Source organism: Actinophytocola sp. (assembly GCF_045807065.1).
GTDB lineage: Bacteria > Actinomycetota > Actinomycetes > Mycobacteriales > Pseudonocardiaceae > Actinophytocola.
Window position 1 is genome coordinate 1 of record NZ_JBJMIE010000652.1, and the last position, 15544, is coordinate 15544.

Consider the following 15544-nt stretch of genomic DNA (forward strand, 5'->3'; position numbering starts at 1 on the left):
AAACTCTTACCAAAAAAAACTCTCAACCAAAAACTCACGGCCCCGCGCCACCCCGGCCCGGGCCGCCGCCATCGTCGGATTCGTCGCATAGCCACTTCTCGTCACGGCCCTGGTCATCGCCGCACCCCCTCGAAATCGCGCACGGCCTCTTGCTGCCGGCCGGACTCGAACTGCTGGACCATCGCCATGTAGGTGTCCTCGAGGCTGGCCCGCCGCACCTCGAGGTCCGCGACCCGCTCGTCGTGCTCCTTGAACAGCTGTCGCACGAACTCCGTCGCGTCGCTCGTCGAATGCACGAACCGCTGCCCGTCGACCGTCCACTTCACCTCGGCCTCGGTGGACATCCGCCGTGCCAGCTCGTCGGCCGAGCCGTCGGCGATGATCGTGCCGCCGGCCAGGATGAGGATCCGGTCGGCCAGCTTCTCGGCCTCGTCGAGGTCGTGCGTGGTCAGCAGGATCGTCGTTTTCGCGTCGGACAGCGCGTGCACCAGGTCGTGGAACTCCCTGCGCGCCTCGGGGTCGAACCCCGCGGTCGGCTCGTCGAGGAACAGCAGCTCCGGCCGTCCGACGATGCCGATCGCCACGTCCAGCCGCCGCCGCTGGCCGCCGGACAGCCGCGAGATCCGCTTGTCCGCGTGCTCGGTCAGGCCGACGGCCGCGATCAGCTCCTCGGTGTCCCACGGCCGCGTGATGCGGTCGGTCGAGTAGGGCGCGTAGTAGAGGCCGAGGTGCGCCAGCAGCTCGCGCACCTTCCACTTGCCGTGGTCCCGCCACGACTGGAGCACGACGCCCAGCCGTGCCCGCCAGTGCTCGTCCCCGTGCGCCGGGTCGACCCCCAGCACGCTGACCTCCCCCGCCGAACGCATCCGGAACCCCTCGAGGATCTCGATGGTCGTCGTCTTGCCCGCCCCGTTCGGGCCCAGCAACGCGACCACCTCGCCCGGATGTGCCACGAGGTCCACCCCCATGAGCACGTCTTTCGTGCCGTACCGCATCCGCAGATCACGGACGTCCAGAACGTTCGTCTCGTCCACCCCTTGGTTCCTCCCTGCCGGCGCCCGCGTGTGATCTACCACGGTCACGATCCACCTCCTATCGCTCTGATGCTGCGAACGATAGCAGGTGTACTACATAGGAAGGTAGGTGTTTTACGTACCGTCATGGAACCGCGATGTGCGGGATTCCTACTCCGACGCGGGGCCCGAGAACGTCGGCCTGCGCTTCTCGCGGATCGCGGACACGCCCTCGCGCACGTCCGGTCCCGCGAACCCGAGGAACTCCAGCCCCAACGAGGTGTCGAAGAGCGGTCCGGCCTGGCGCAGCCAGTTGTTCAGCGCGTACTTCGTCCACCGGATCGCGCTCTGCGAGCCGTTCGCCAGCCGGGAGGCCACCGCGCGGGCCCGCTCGTGCAGCTCGTCGCCCGGCACGCACAGCGACACCAGGCCGATCCGCTCGGCCTCCTCGCCGGACACGGCCTCGCAGGTCAGCAGGTAGTACTTGGCCTTCGCCATGCCGCACAGCAGGGGCCACACGATCGCCGCGTGGTCGCCGGCCGCGACGCCCAGGCGGGTGTGGCCGTCGATGATGCGGGCGTCGGTCGCGGCGATCGACACGTCCGCGAGCAGGCCGACCACCAGGCCGGCGCCCACCGCGGGGCCCTCGATGGCCGACACGATCGGCTTCGAGCAGTTGATCACGTTGTAGACGAGGTCGCGGGCCTCGCGGAGCACCCGGACGCGGACCTCGAACGAGGACGCCATGTCCGACACCAGGTCGAGGTCGCCGCCGGCGGAGAACACGCCGCCCTCGCCGCGGATGATCGCCACCCGCACGTCCGGGTCGGTGTCGACGGCCGACCAGACCGCGGCGAGGTCGCGGTGCCCCTCGTGCCCGACGGCGTTCAGCCGTCCCGGCGCCGACATGGACACCTCGAGGACACCGCCCCCGAGGTCGGCGAAGCGGAGGCTGGGGAACTGTGTTGAGTAGTCATGCACGAGACATGCCTACTCGATGGCGCTCCCCAACAGCCAGTAACCCGAGAAGTACACGTCCTTCCTGTCGATCCCGCGGTCCCGCACGAGGTGCCGCCGCAACCCGGTCACCGCGCTCGACTCGCCGGCCAGCCACGCGTAGGGCCGCCCGGTGGGGAACTCCGCCCGCCCGATCGCCTCCCGCAGCAGGCCGCCGCCGACGGCCGGCCCGCCGTCGCGCGACAGCCACGTCACCCGCGCGTTCCCGGCGCACGGCAGCGGCCGGATCTCCGCGGCGGACTCGACCTCGACGAACACCAGTGCGGTGCGTTCCGCCGGCAGGGCCGCCAGGATCCCGGTGATCGCCGGCAGCGCGGTCTCGTCACCGGCGAGCAGCGTCCAGTCGGTGTCGGCGTCGGGCCGGTACTCGTAGCCGTGCACCGTCGGGCACCGCGCGTTCGGGCCGAGGATCGCCACACGGTCGCCGGGCCTCGCCCGCCCGGCCCAGGTCGACGCCGGGCCGAGGTCGCCGTGCAGCACGAAGTCCACGTCCAGCTCGTGGGAGTCCGGGCGCAGCTCGCGGATGGTGAACGTCCGCATGGGCGGCTTGGTGGCGGCCGGCATCGCGCGGTACTCGGCGAACCAGTCCGGCCCCTCCGGCACGACCGGATCGGTCTGCCCGGGCAGCGGCAGGAACAGCTTGACGCGGTGGTCGTGCCCGGCCCACACGCACCCGGAAAGCGACGGGCCGCCGAACGTCACCCGTAGCATCTTCGGGCTGATCCGCTCGGTCCGCACGACCGCCACCCGGAAGAGGACGTAGGACTGGACCTCGGTCTGGACCGCGGTCATCGGCTCACCGCCAGCTGCGCGGGCACCCGCGTGCGGACCGAGTCGAGGATCTGGCCGGCCCGCACGGCCGTCGTGGACAGCAGCGACGAGGAGATCCCGTGCGTGTGCTCGGTGCTGCCCTGCAGGTACAGGCCCCCGGCCAGCTCCGGCGAGGTCTCCACGCGGTAGTCCCGGGCGACCCTCAGCTCGCCGGCGTCGTCGCGATGGCACACCCGGCCGAGGTCACCCAGCAGGGCCACCGGATCGACGGGCCGGTAACCCGTCGCGTACACGACGACGTCGCAGTCCAGCACGGTCTTCTCGTGCGTGGTCAGCGACTCGATCGTGGCCCGGATGCTCTCGCCGGTCTCCACGGTCTCCACGACCCTCGACACGTTGAACAGCCGCAGCCGCCGCGTGCCGACGACCTTCTCCTGGTAGACCCGCCGGTACAGCTCCTCGATGAGGTCCGTGTCGACCACCGAGTAGTTCGTGTTCGCGTGGTAGCCCATGATCAGCCGCTTGACCTCCGGCGGCGCGCTGTAGAACTGGTCGACCGCGTCCGGGTCGAACACCCGGTTGGCGAACGGGCTGTCGTCGGACGGGCTGTAGCCGTACCGGGAGAAGACCCCGCACACCTCGGCGTGCGGGAAGTTGTCGTGCAGGTACTTGGTGACCTCGGCCGCGCTCTGCCCGGCGCCGACGACCGCGAACCGGACCGGCGGCGGGTGGGCCGTGGACCGGCGGAGCCGCTCGACCCGCTCCAGCAGGTCGCGGTTGTGCCACACGCGTTCCGACAGCACCGCGCCGGGCGGCAGGTGCGGGGTGAGACCCATCCCGAACACGAGGTTGCGGGCGCGGACCGTGGTCGTCGTGCCGTCGGTGCGGCGCGCGGTGACGTCGAACACCGCGCCGTCGGCGGTGGCCGTGACCCCGACGACCTCGTGGCCGTACCGGACCTCGTCGGTGAACCGGGCGGCCGCCCACTCGAGATAGTCGTGGAACTCGACGCGCAGCGGGAACAGCGACTTCTGGTTGATGAAGTCGACGAGCCGGTCCGCGCTGTGCAGGTAGGACAGGAAGCTGAAGTCGCTGGTCGGGTTCCGCAGGGTGACGAGGTCCTTGAGGAACGAGACCTGCATGGTCGCGTCCTCGATCAGCATGCCGCGGTGCCAGCCGAAGCCGGGTTGCCGCTCGAGGAACAGGCTTCGTACGGGCGTGGCGTCCGGCCGCGCGTTGTGCTCGGCGACCGCGATCGCCAGTGCGAGGTTGGCTGGTCCGAAACCGACTCCGACGACGTCGAGAACGCCGTCGTACGTCTCCGGGTCCCCGACGAGTTCCTGTGGCATTACCGTCCTCTCCACGATCCGGCGAGGTAAGGCTAACCTAAGGTCCACTTGTAAGGATAGGCTGCACTGAGCTGGATGGGAGAAGTCCATGCGCGTGGCGCTCTTCGGGTACCAGACCTGGGGACACCGGACCCTCGAGGCGCTGCTCGCCTCGGAGCACGAGGTGGTGCTGGCCGTGACGCACCCCGCGAGCGACCACGTGTACGAGTCGATCTGGAACGACTCCGTCGCCGACCTGGCGGCGGCGCACGGCGTGCCGGTCATCCTGCGCAACCGCCCCGACGAGGACGTGGTGCGGGCGCTCAAGGAGGCCCGGCCGGATCTCATCGTCGCGAACAACTGGCGGACCTGGATCCCGCCGCACATCTTCAACCTCCCGCCGCGCGGGACGCTCAACGTGCACGACTCGCTGCTGCCGGCGTACGCGGGCTTCGCGCCGGTGATCTGGGCGCTGATCAACGGCGAGCCCGAGGTCGGCGTGACGGCGCACATGATGGACGACGACCTGGACGCCGGTGACATCGTGCTGCAGCGGTCGGTCCCGGTCGGACCGAAGGACACCGCGGCCGACCTCTTCCACCGCACGGTCGACCTCATCGGACCGATCGTGGTGGACGCGCTCGCCCGCCTCGACCGTGGCGAGAAGGACTTCGCCAAGCAGGACCCGGCGAAGGCGTCCTTCTTCCACAAGCGGTCCATCGAGGACAGCCGCATCGACTGGCACTGGAGCGCCGAGGAGTTGGAGCGGCTGGTGCGGGCCCAGTCCGACCCGTACCCGAACGCGTTCACCTACCACGGTTCGACGCGGCTGCGGGTGCTCGAGGCGGACGTCTCGGCCAACCGGTACGGCGGCACGCCGGGACGTATCTTCATCAGGGAGGGCGACGGCGTGGTGATCGTCGCGGGTGCCGACGCCCGCCGCGGCCGCGACCGCGGCCTGCTGCTGCGCCGGCTCCGGCTCGACGACGGCACGGAGCTGGCGGCCACCGACTACTTCCGCGCCATGGGCGGCTACCTCACCGCGCACCCGACAGGAGAGCGACGTGACTGACCTGCGTACCGAGCCGGCCGAGGTCGCCGAACTGCGTGCCGAGCACCTCCGCCTGGCCTACGGGGACCGGGTGGTCGTCGACGACCTCGACCTGCTGGTGCCGTCGGGTCGGATCACCGCGATCGTCGGGGCCAACGCCTGTGGCAAGTCCACGCTGCTGCGGGCGCTGGCACGGCTGCTGTCGCCGGTGGCCGGCACCGTCTACCTCGACGGCCGGTCCGTGCACGACACGCCGACGCGCCAGGTCGCGCGGCGGCTCGGCATCCTGCCGCAGTCGCCCGTCGCGCCGGACGGGTTGACCGTCGTCGACCTCGTGACGCGCGGGCGGGCACCGCACCAGAGCTGGTTGCGGCAGTGGTCGTCGGCGGACGAGGTGGCGGTCGCGGCCGCGCTGCGTGCCACCCGGTTGACCGACCTCGCCGACCGGCCGGTCGACGAGCTGTCGGGCGGGCAGCGGCAGCGGGCCTGGATCGCGATGGCGATCGCGCAGGAGACGCCGGTGCTGTTGCTCGACGAGCCGACGACGTTCCTCGACCTCGCCCACCAGATCGACGTGCTCGACCTCGTCGTGGACCTGAACCGGCGCGAGGGCCGAACAATTGTGATGGTTCTTCACGATTTGAACCAGGCGTGCCGCTATGCGGATCACGTAATAGCGATGAAGGCGGGCCGGATCGTCGCCGAGGGATCACCCTCGACGGTGGTCACACCCGAACTGGTAGGAGACGTTTTCGATGTCGGGTGCCAGGTGACGACCGACCCCGTCAGTGCAACACCGCTGGTCATCCCCACCGGTCGCCATCATTCGGTCACTGTCCGTGAGAGCGAGCACTCTAGGTAACATCGCGACGAGCCGTGACGAAAAACCGAATGTCAGGCTTTTTTCGTCGGGGGAGTGAGTGATGGCTGTTCGCTGGATCCTCGGTCTCGTTTCCGGTCTCGCATTCGTGGCCGGCCTCGCTTTTCACGTGCTGCTGGCCGCGATCGCCGGCCTGCTCGGCCTGCTCGGCGCGGTCGTCGTGCGCCCGGGCGCCAACCCGCTCACCGCGACCTACCGGGACGTGCGCCCGCTGGACCGCAAGCAGGACTGGTGAGAACCCGCTCGCGCCCGTGAGGTCCACTTTCCGCCATCTGGTCTGGACCATGTTCCGTCACGTGGTACGGACCAATTGACAACTGTCGGGCCGATCGCCGGTGTGCCGGGTTCGGACCAGCGGCGACAGGAGCCAGCTCACACCGTTAAGTGAACCGGGATTTGCTAAGTTCCGGTTAGCTGACGAGGAGGTGGCCATGACCGACGACCGGCACGCGTGGTTGACGCCCGGGGTGTTCGAGGTGGCACCGGGTGTCCACCGCATCCCGCTGCCCCTGCCGATGGACGGGCTGCGTGCGGTCAACGTCTACGCCATCGAGACCGGCGGCGGGCTGGTCATGATCGACTCCGGGTGGGCGCTCGAGGTCGCGGAGCGCCAGCTGGAGCAGGCCCTCGGCGGCATCGGCTACGAGTTCGGCGACATCCAGCGCTTCCTCGTCACCCACATCCACCGGGACCACTACACGCTCGCCATCTCGCTGCGCCGCGTCTACGGCAGCAAGATCGCGCTCGGCATCGGCGAGCAGCCCTCGCTGCGGCGCACCCTGGACGGCCGGCTCGACGGCCAGGTCAGCCAGATGCTCCGCTGGGGCGCGGCGCCGCTGATGGCGAAGTGGGCGGAAGCCTTCGGCGAGCGGGACGACCGGGGTCGCGACCAGTACGAGGAGCCCGACGAGTGGCTCGAGGGCACCACGACCATCGAGTTCGGCGACCACACGCTCCGCGCGGTGCCGACGCCCGGCCACACCCAGGGGCACGTCGTGTTCGTCGACGAGCGCGCCGGTGTGCTGTTCGCCGGCGATCACGTGCTGCCGCACATCACGCCGTCGATCGGGTTCCAGCCGGAGCCCGCCGAGCAGCCGCTCGCGGACTACCTCGAGAGTCTCCGCCTCGTCCGGTCCTACCCGGACATGCGGCTCCTGCCGGCGCACGGACCCGTCACGGCGAGCACGCACGCCCGGGTGGACGAGCTGCTGGCACACCACGAGGAACGGCTCGCCGAGACCCTCACCGCGGTGCGGGACGGGGCGGGCACCGCGTACGAGGCCGCGCGGCGGTTGGGGTGGACACGTCGGCATCGCCGTTTCGACGACCTCGACCTGTTCAACCAGACGCTCGCGACCGGAGAAACCGCGGCACACCTGGATGTCCTGGTTCTCCGCGGCCGGCTCACATCGTCCACAACGGACAGGGTGGTGGAGTACAGGATTGTCACTCCACCACCGGTGTCCTGAACGGCACTGATCTCGTCCGGCGGCGGGATGAGCGGAACTGCTCCGCCGCCGTGAGGGTGCCGGTTCGTGTCCGCGGGCCGGGGTCTCGGGTTGCTCCGCGGAGATCGGGTCAGTCTCGTCCGGTGGCCCGAACGGGGGGGTTAGTCGGCCACCGGAACCCTGATCGCGCCGTTCTCGTCCACTTGGTCGAGACCGAGCATCGCGAGCAGGTCCGCGCAGTCCTGCGGGTCGGAGGCGTGGCACGCGACCGTGCGAGCTGCCTTCCGGTTCTGGACCGCGTAGTGCATCTTCTCGCTAGCCCGTGCTTCCGCGAAGCGGCCTTGCTCAAGGGTGGGGCTGGCGTGTCGTGCCCAGGTCATACGGAGCCTTTCTGCCTGCCTGCCGGAAGTCGGGGGCCTTCCGCCAGTCTCATTGTCGACCGTGCCGCTCGGTAACCAACGTCGAGGGGGTCACGACCAGTCCGGGAGACGTCCCGGCGCCGGCATCCTGACACTCTCCGCACGGTTCACACCACCCCCGTCATGGTCAGACCGAGTCGAATTCCGCGCACTGTTGAATCGTTATTCAGCAGGTGGGCAGGGCTTTAGCGATTTACTCTCTTAGGTTTTTCCCAGCTTTCACGGTTATTCAGGTTATGCACGTTCCGGTCCCGAACGGTCACGGGGGGTGTTCGTTTCACGAGCTGTTCACGAGGGCAAACATCCTTGTAACGTCACTCCCTGTCAGCGAATTCCCCGTTTTGGCGAACGCGATCACCGCACGAGGTGGGCCGGTTATCGGTGCACAGAAAATAGTCACCGGCCGAGTCCTCGATACCGGCGCACCGACAGGGGGAAGAAGACCGCGACGAGCAGCACGGGCCACGCGACCGCCATGAGCAGGGCGTGGTCCTCGACCCAGGAGCCACCGCCCCAGCCGGGGTTGCCGAACAGCTCCCGCGCCGCCGCGACCGTCGACGACAGGGGGTTCCACTCGGCGATCGCGCCCAGCCAGCCGGGCATGGTCCCCGGCGCGACGAACGTGTTGGACAGGAACGTGACCGGCCAGACGAGGATCTGCACCGCGACCACGCTTTCCGGCCTCCTGACCACCAGCCCGAGGAGGATTCCCAGCCACAGCAGGGCGAACCGCAGCAGGAGCAGCAGCCCGACCGCCGCGAGCACCGACCCGGGGCCGGTGTGCGCCCGCCACCCGACCAGCAGCCCGGCCGCCATGATCACGGCCAGCCCGACGACCGAGTTCAGCATGTCCGCCCCGGCCCGCCCGACCACGACGGCCGACGGCGCCATCGGCATGGACCGGAACCGGTCGGTGACCCCCCAGGCCGCGTCCGTACTGACCGCGATCATCGTCGTCTCCAGCCCGAACGCCATGGTCATGGCGAACATCCCGGGCAGGATGAACTCGCGGTACCCGTCCCCGCCGCCCGGCACGGCCATCGCCCCGCCGAACAGGTAACCGAACATCACGACCATCAACACCGGGAACAACAGCCCCACGACGACCGGCCCCGGCTCCCGCAGCCAGTGCAGGAGGTCGCGGCGGGTCATCGTCCAGCCGTCGGTGAGAGCCCAGTGCATGCCGGCACCTCCATCGTGGTGGGGTTCGGGGACGGTTCCACGGGTGGGAGTCCGGTTCATGCCGATGCCTCCGTCGCGGTCAGGTGGAGGAACACCTCGTCGAGCGTCGGGCGGCGCAACCCCACGTCCACCACGGCGAGGTCCGCCTCCCGCAGGGCGTGGACCGCGTTCGCCAGTGCGGGTAGTGGGTCGGCCACCGGTGCGCTGACCCGGCGGTTGTCGACGTCGACGTCCGGCTGGGTGCCCGTCACCGACGCCACCACCGAGGCCGCGCGGGGCAGTTCCGCCGTGTCGTGGACCACCACGTCGAGCCGGTCGCCGCCGAGTTCGGCCTTCAGCGCGGCCGGGCTGCCCGAGGCGATCACCCGGCCGTCGTCGACGACGGTGATCGCCGACGCCAGTTGGTCGGCCTCGTCGAGGTGCTGGGTCGTCAGCAGGACCGTCGTGCCCTCGCGGACCAGCGCGCGCACCGCCTCCCACACCTCGGTGCGGCCGCGCGGGTCGAGCCCGGTCGTCGGCTCGTCGAGGAACAGCACCCGCGGCCGCAGGATCAGGCTCGCCGCCAGGTCGAGCCGCCGCCGCATCCCGCCGGAGAACTGCCTGGTCGGCTTCGGGCCGGTGTCCGCGAGGCCGAACTGGGCGAGCAGCTCCGTGGCTCTGGCACGGGCCTGCGCGGCGGGCAGGTGGTACAGCCGGCCGAACAGCACGAGGTTCTGCCGCGCGGAGAGCGCCACGACGACGGTCGCGTGCGGCCCGACGAGCCCGATGTGGGCGCGGACCCGGGCGGGTTCGCGGGCGACGTCGAAGCCGGCCACCGAGGCGCGCCCCGCGTCGAGCCGCAGCAACGTGGTGAGGATGCGGACGGTCGTGGTCTTGCCGGCCCCGTTCGGCCCGAGCAACCCGTGCACGGTGCCCGCCGCGACCGTCAGGTCGAGACCGTCGAGCGCGGTCCTGCCGCCGAACCGCTTGCGCAGCCCTTCGACGCTGATCATGAGGGGATCCTCCTAGTCGTACGATGTACGGCAGTAGACGTTACCGTACATCGTACGAAGATTCTAGGATGTTACGGATGGCGAAGAAGGACGGCGAGACCGGGCACTACGGGGGCCGGGGGGACCCCGTGCGCAGCATGGAGCTGCTCTGGGGCACCGGCCCGGCACCGAAGTCCCGCGGTCCGCGGCAGGGGCTGACGGTCGAGCGGATCGTCCGCGCCGGCATCGAGATCGCGGACGCGGAGGGCCTCGCCGCGGTCTCCATGCGGCGGGTGGCCGACCGGCTCGGCGTCGGCACGATGTCGCTGTACACCTACGTCCCGTCCAAGGCCGAGCTGGTCGACGTGATGTTCGACCGCGCCGTCGGGTCGGTGCCCCGCGACGAGGTGCCGGGCGGCTGGCGCGAGAGGCTGACGGCCATCGCGTGGGCGGACTGGGAGCTGTACCGGCGCCACCCGTGGTTGCTCCAGGTCATGGCCATGTCCCGGCCGCCACTGGGACCGGCCGGCATCGCCGCGTACGACCACGGCCTCCGCGCGGTCGACGGCATCGGCCTCACCGAGCTGGAGATGGACTCGGTGGTCAGCATGGTGTCGGTGTACGTCCAGGGCACGGCCCGCGCGGCGGCGGAGGCGGCCACCTCCGCACATGAGACCGGCGTCACCGACGCCGAGTGGTGGGCGGCGTACGCGCCCCTCCTGGAGAAGGTCTTCGACCCCGAGCGGTACCCGGTCGCGGCACGGGTGGGGCAGGTCGCCGGCGAGACACACCAGGCCGCCTACGACGCCCGGCACGGCTTCGAGTTCGGCCTGGCCAGAATCCTGGACGGCGTGGAGGCCCTGATCCGGTCGCGTGCCTGACCGGTCCAGTAGGCGGCAAACGTCACACCCTGTTGCGCGACTCGCGACGCGATCGGAAATACTGGCGAGTAACAAGCAAGACTGACACTCTTGCAAGCCAACGTCGCCGGATGCGGGAGAGCCTCGTGGTCGTTCGATTGATACTCGGACTGCTGATGACCGTCGTGGTGCTCGGCCTTGCCGCGCGGCGGGTGAAGTTCATCTACGAGCTGATCAAGGTCGGACAGCCGGTTGGCCGCTTCGACCGGCTTGGTGCGCGGCTGTGGGCGCAGGTCAAGGAGGTCTTCGGCCAGCGCAAGCTGCTCAAGTGGTCCATCCCGGGCGCGGCCCACTTCTTCACGTTCTGGGGCTTCGTCATCCTCGCCTCGGTCTACCTAGAGGCCTACGGCGCCCTGTTCGACCCGGACTTCCACATCCCGCTGATCGGCCGCTGGTCGGTGCTCGGCTTCGCGCAGGACTTCATCGCCGTGATGGTGTTGGTGTCGGTCGTGGCGTTCGCGATCATCCGGCTCCGCCAGGCGCCGGAGCGGCGTCAGCGCGCGTCCCGCTTCTACGGTTCGCACACCGGCGGCGCGTGGCTGATCCTGTTCATGATCTTCAACGTCATCTGGACGATGTTCCTGTTCCGCGGCGCGTCCGCGGCGGTGGGCACCTTCCCGTACGACTCCGGCGCGTGGGTCTCGCTCGGTGTCGGCGACCTGTTGGAGCCCGCCGGTCACACGGTCAACGAGTGGATCGAGTCGGTCGGCCTGCTGCTGCACATCGGCGTGATGCTGTCGTTCCTGCTGATCGTGCTCCACTCGAAGCACCTGCACATCTTCGTCGCGCCGGTCAACGTCTCCACCAAGCGCCTGCCGGACGGCCTCGGCCCGCTGCTGCCCATGGAGTCGCACGGCAAGCCGATCGACTTCGAGGACCCGGGCGACGAGGACGTGTTCGGCCGCGGCAAGATCGAGGACTTCACCTGGAAGGGCATGCTCGACTTCGCCACGTGCACCGAGTGCGGGCGTTGCCAGAGCCAGTGCCCGGCGTGGAACACGGGCAAGCCGCTGTCACCCAAACTGGTGATCATGGACCTGCGCGACCACCTGTTCGCGAAGGCGCCGTACCTGATCGGCGGCCAGGAGATGCCCGACCACAGCGACGTCGACGTCCTGGAGCTGGCCGAGAATGGGCACAAGGGCCCGGCGCACGGCGGCGTGCCGGAGTCCGGGTTCGGCCGCGTGCCAGCCAAGGGCGCCGCGCAGGCCACCCGCCCGCTCGTCGGCTCGGCCGAGGTCGGCGGCGTCATCGAGCCGGACGTGCTCTGGTCCTGCACTACCTGCGGCGCCTGCGTCGACCAGTGCCCGGTGGACATCGAGCACGTCGACCACATCGTCGACATGCGTCGCTACCAGGTCATGATCGAGTCGGAGTTCCCGTCCGAGCTGGGCACCCTGTTCCGCAACCTGGAGAACAAGGGCAACCCGTGGGGCCAGAACAACTCCGAGCGCATGGACTGGGCCAAGGACCTGCCGTTCGAGGTGCCGGTCTACGACGGTGAGCTGGCCGACGACGTCGAGTACCTGTACTGGATCGGCTGCGCGGGGGCGTTCGACGACAACGCGAAGAAGACGGTCCGCGCGACGGCCGAGCTCCTGCACATCGCGGGCGTGAAGTACGTGGTGCTCGGCAAGGAGGAGAGCTGCACCGGCGACCCCGCGCGGCGCGCCGGCAACGAGTTCCTCTTCCAGATGATGGCCCAGCAGACCGCGGAGATGCTCAATACCGTCTTCGAGGGCCGCGAACCGACCAAGCGGAAGATCGTCACGACCTGCCCGCACTGCATGAACACCCTCGGCCGCGAGTACCCCCAGCTGGAGGGCATGATCCCCAGCTTCGAGGGCACGAACGGGCACTGGGAGGTCATGCACCACACGCAGGTGCTCAACCGACTCGTGCGCGACGGCAGGCTGACCCCGGTCAAGCCCGCCGACGGCGGTGCGCCCGTCACCTACCACGACCCCTGCTACCTGGGCCGGCACAACAAGGTCTACGAGCCGCCGCGTGAGCTGGTCGGTGCCGCGGGTGCCGTCCTCACGGAGATGCCGCGGCACGCCGACCGGGCGCTGTGCTGCGGTGCGGGTGGCGCGCGGATGTGGATGGAGGAGCACATCGGCAAGCGCATCAACCTGGAGCGCGTCGACGAGGCCCTGAACACCGACGCGAAGGAGATCGTGACCGGCTGCCCGTTCTGCCGCGTCATGGTCACCGACGGGCTCGTGCAGCGGCAGAGCGAGGACAAGGGCACGGACGTGCAGGTCAGGGACGTCTCGCAGATGCTGCTGGAGTCGGTGAAGCGCGGGCTCTAGGTTCCCTCCAGCCCGCTTCGACGGATTCTTGTCTCGAAATCCGGACACTGGGTGAGTGATCAGCGGAGGAGAGTCCACGCAGCCCGTCAAGCTCGACCGGGTGGTGATCAGGTTCGCCGGTGACTCGGGTGACGGGATGCAGCTCACCGGTGACCGGTTCACCTCCGAGGCGGCGGCGTTCGGCAACGACCTCGCGACGCTGCCCAACTTCCCGGCGGAGATCCGCGCTCCCGCGGGGACCCTGCCGGGGGTCTCGTCGTTCCAGCTGCAGTTCGCGGACTACGACATCCTGACCCCCGGCGACCGGCCGGACGTGCTGGTGGCCATGAACCCGGCCGCGTTGAAGGCCAACATCGGGGACGTGCCGGCCGGCGGGACCGTGCTCGTCAACACCGACGAGTTCGTCAGGCGGAACCTGTCGAAGGTCGGCTACGCGGCGAACCCCCTGGAGGACGGGTCGCTCCGGTCCCACCGGGTGCTGCCGGTCGCGATGGCGTCGCTGACCCAGGGGGCGCTGTCGGACACGGGACTGTCCAAGAAGGACGCCGAGCGCTGCAAGAACATGTTCGCGCTCGGGTTGCTGTCGTGGATGTACGGACGCCCGACCGAGGGGACGGAACGCTTCCTGCGTGAGAAGTTCGCCCGCAAGCCGGACATCGCCGAGGCGAACGTGCTGGCGTTCCGGGCGGGGTGGAACTACGGCGAGACGACCGAGGAGTTCGCCGTCCGGTACGAGGTCGCGCCCGCGTCGCTGCCGCCGGGTACCTACCGGCAGATCACCGGGAACATCGCGCTGGCGTACGGGATCGTCGCGGCCGGGCGGTGTTCCGGGTTGCCGGTGTTCCTGGGTAGCTATCCGATCACGCCGGCGTCGGACATTCTGCACGAGTTGTCCAAGCACAAGAACTTCAACGTGACGACCATGCAGGCCGAGGACGAGATCGCGGGTGTCGGTGCGGCGTTGGGTGCGGCTTACGGTGGTTCGCTGGGGGTGACGACTACCTCGGGGCCGGGGTTGGCGTTGAAGGCGGAGACGATTGGGCTCGCGGTGATGGCGGAGTTGCCGTTGCTGGTGATCGATGTGCAGCGGGGTGGCCCGTCGACGGGGTTGCCGACCAAGACCGAGCAGGCCGACCTGCTGCAGGCGATGTACGGGCGCAACGGCGAGTCGCCGGTGCCGGTGCTCGCGCCGAGGTCGCCGGCGGACTGCTTCGCCGTGGTACTGGACGCGGTGCGGATCGCGCTGCGGTACCGGACACCGGTGCTGCTGCTGTCGGACGGCGCGGTCGCCACGGGATCCGAGCCGTGGCTCGTCCCGGACGTGGCCGACCTGCCGGACCTGCGGGTCACCTTCGCGACCGAGCCGAACGGGCCGGACGGCACGCACTGGCCGTACGTCCGGGACGCCGCGTTGGCGCGCGAGTGGGCCGTCCCGGGCACGCCGGGGCTGCAGCACCGCATCGGCGGGCTGGAGAAGGCAGACGGCAAGGGCAGCATCTCCTACGACCCGGACAACCACGACCGCATGGTCCGGCTGCGCCAGTCCAAGGTGGACGGTGTCGAGGTGCCCCCGCTCGACGTGGAGGACCCGTCGGGGCGGGCGCGGGTCCTGGTGCTGGGCTGGGGTTCCACGTACGGGCCGATCGGCGCGGCCTGCCGGGCGCTGCGCACGCGGGGACGCCCGATCGCCCAGGCGCACCTGCGGTACCTCAACCCGTTCCCCGCCAACCTCGGCGCGGTGTTGCGGCGGTACGACCGGGTGATCGTGCCGGAGATGAACCTGGGGCAGCTGGCCATGTTGGTGCGGGCGAAGTTCCTGGTGGACGCCGTGTCGTACACGAAGGTGGCCGGCACGACGTTCATGGAGTCCGAGCTGGTGGACGTGCTCGGCGAACACCTCGGCACGAGCCTTGCGGAGGCGGCCTGATGACGACGGACCTCGGTTTACCCGGCGGGCTCGACCTGGTCCCCACCGATGACGCGCCGCAGAAGGCGAAGGATTTCAAGTCGGATCAGGAGGTGCGTTGGTGTCCCGGGTGCGGGGACTACGTGGTGCTCAACGCCATGCAATCCTTCCTACCCACACTCGGACTGAAACGCGAAAACATCGTCTTCATCTCCGGAATCGGCTGCTCCTCCCGCTTCCCCTACTACATGAACACCTACGGCATGCACTCCATCCACGGACGCGCACCCGCCATCGCCACCGGCCTCGCCGTCACCCGACCCGAC

Annotated in this window: 14 protein-coding genes and 1 pseudogene; 8 read left to right on the plus strand and 7 right to left on the minus strand. The window is 69.7% G+C overall.

Translation table 11 applies throughout. The annotated features are described in order from the left end of the window. Positions 1-113: 113 nt before the first annotated feature. The 4 genes from ACJ73U_RS38280 to ACJ73U_RS38295 all read right to left on the minus strand — a co-directional run bounded on the left by ACJ73U_RS38280 (position 114) and on the right by ACJ73U_RS38295 (position 4150). Positions 114-995 carry an ABC transporter ATP-binding protein gene (locus ACJ73U_RS38280; protein WP_407782675.1) on the minus strand — a complete coding sequence of 294 codons (882 nt, stop codon included), beginning with the start codon at positions 993-995 and terminating at the stop codon, positions 114-116. Positions 996-1184: 189 nt separating this feature from the next. Then, a complete protein-coding gene (locus tag ACJ73U_RS38285; RefSeq protein WP_407782662.1) occupies positions 1185-1994 on the minus strand; it encodes an enoyl-CoA hydratase/isomerase family protein in 810 nt (269 codons plus the stop codon). A 9-nt stretch (positions 1995-2003) separates the two neighbouring features. Further along, a complete protein-coding gene (locus ACJ73U_RS38290; protein ID WP_407782663.1) occupies positions 2004-2822 on the minus strand; it encodes a siderophore-interacting protein in 819 nt (272 codons plus the stop codon). Further along, positions 2819-4150, minus strand: a complete 1332-nt coding sequence (locus ACJ73U_RS38295; protein ID WP_407782664.1) for a lysine N(6)-hydroxylase/L-ornithine N(5)-oxygenase family protein — start codon at positions 4148-4150, stop codon at positions 2819-2821. Before ACJ73U_RS38295 ends, ACJ73U_RS38290 begins: the two co-directional genes overlap by 4 nt. Before the next feature lie 88 nt (positions 4151-4238). On the opposite strand from ACJ73U_RS38295, the gene ACJ73U_RS38300 reads away from it, so the two are divergent. The 4 genes from ACJ73U_RS38300 (at position 4239) to ACJ73U_RS38315 (ending at position 7529) form a co-directional block, all read left to right on the plus strand. Next, the gene (locus tag ACJ73U_RS38300; protein WP_407782665.1) at positions 4239-5201 is read left to right on the plus strand and encodes a methionyl-tRNA formyltransferase; all 963 of its coding nucleotides are present in this window, start codon (positions 4239-4241) and stop codon (positions 5199-5201) included. Then, positions 5194-6042, plus strand: a complete 849-nt coding sequence (locus tag ACJ73U_RS38305) for an ABC transporter ATP-binding protein (RefSeq protein WP_407782666.1) — start codon at positions 5194-5196, stop codon at positions 6040-6042. Before ACJ73U_RS38300 ends, ACJ73U_RS38305 begins: the two co-directional genes overlap by 8 nt. 61 nt (positions 6043-6103) lie before the next feature. Beyond that, the gene (locus ACJ73U_RS38310) at positions 6104-6295 is read left to right on the plus strand and encodes a hypothetical protein (RefSeq protein ID WP_407782667.1); all 192 of its coding nucleotides are present in this window, start codon (positions 6104-6106) and stop codon (positions 6293-6295) included. Positions 6296-6491: 196 nt separating this feature from the next. Then, entirely contained in the window at positions 6492-7529 is a 1038-nt protein-coding gene (locus ACJ73U_RS38315) for an MBL fold metallo-hydrolase (RefSeq protein WP_407782668.1), read from the plus strand. A gap of 140 nt (positions 7530-7669) precedes the next feature. On the opposite strand, the gene ACJ73U_RS38320 is transcribed toward ACJ73U_RS38315, so the two are convergent. From ACJ73U_RS38320 to ACJ73U_RS38330, 3 genes are all read right to left on the minus strand, one after another. Then, positions 7670-7816: a hypothetical protein gene (locus ACJ73U_RS38320; RefSeq protein ID WP_407782669.1), complete on the minus strand. Its 147-nt coding sequence runs from the start codon at positions 7814-7816 to the stop codon at positions 7670-7672. 507 nt (positions 7817-8323) lie between these two features. After that, positions 8324-9109 carry an ABC transporter permease gene (locus tag ACJ73U_RS38325; RefSeq protein ID WP_407782670.1) on the minus strand — a complete coding sequence of 262 codons (786 nt, stop codon included), beginning with the start codon at positions 9107-9109 and terminating at the stop codon, positions 8324-8326. 56 nt (positions 9110-9165) lie between these two features. Then, entirely contained in the window at positions 9166-10101 is a 936-nt protein-coding gene (locus tag ACJ73U_RS38330; RefSeq protein ID WP_407782671.1) for an ATP-binding cassette domain-containing protein, read from the minus strand. A 77-nt stretch (positions 10102-10178) separates the two neighbouring features. On the opposite strand from ACJ73U_RS38330, the gene ACJ73U_RS38335 reads away from it, so the two are divergent. From ACJ73U_RS38335 to ACJ73U_RS38350, 4 genes and pseudogenes are all read left to right on the plus strand, one after another. After that, positions 10179-10961 carry a TetR/AcrR family transcriptional regulator gene (locus tag ACJ73U_RS38335; RefSeq protein WP_407782672.1) on the plus strand — a complete coding sequence of 261 codons (783 nt, stop codon included), beginning with the start codon at positions 10179-10181 and terminating at the stop codon, positions 10959-10961. Between the two features lie 125 nt (positions 10962-11086). Continuing rightward, the gene (locus ACJ73U_RS38340; RefSeq protein ID WP_407782673.1) at positions 11087-13312 is read left to right on the plus strand and encodes a (Fe-S)-binding protein; all 2226 of its coding nucleotides are present in this window, start codon (positions 11087-11089) and stop codon (positions 13310-13312) included. Positions 13313-13367: 55 nt separating this feature from the next. Then, positions 13368-15239 (plus strand): 2-oxoacid:acceptor oxidoreductase subunit alpha, encoded by a 1872-nt coding sequence (locus tag ACJ73U_RS38345; protein WP_407782674.1) that lies wholly within the window; start codon positions 13368-13370, stop codon positions 15237-15239. After that, positions 15236-15544: pseudogene (locus ACJ73U_RS38350) on the plus strand (2-oxoacid:ferredoxin oxidoreductase subunit beta); the annotation flags it as partial. The gene ACJ73U_RS38345 and the pseudogene ACJ73U_RS38350, both read left to right, overlap by 4 nt.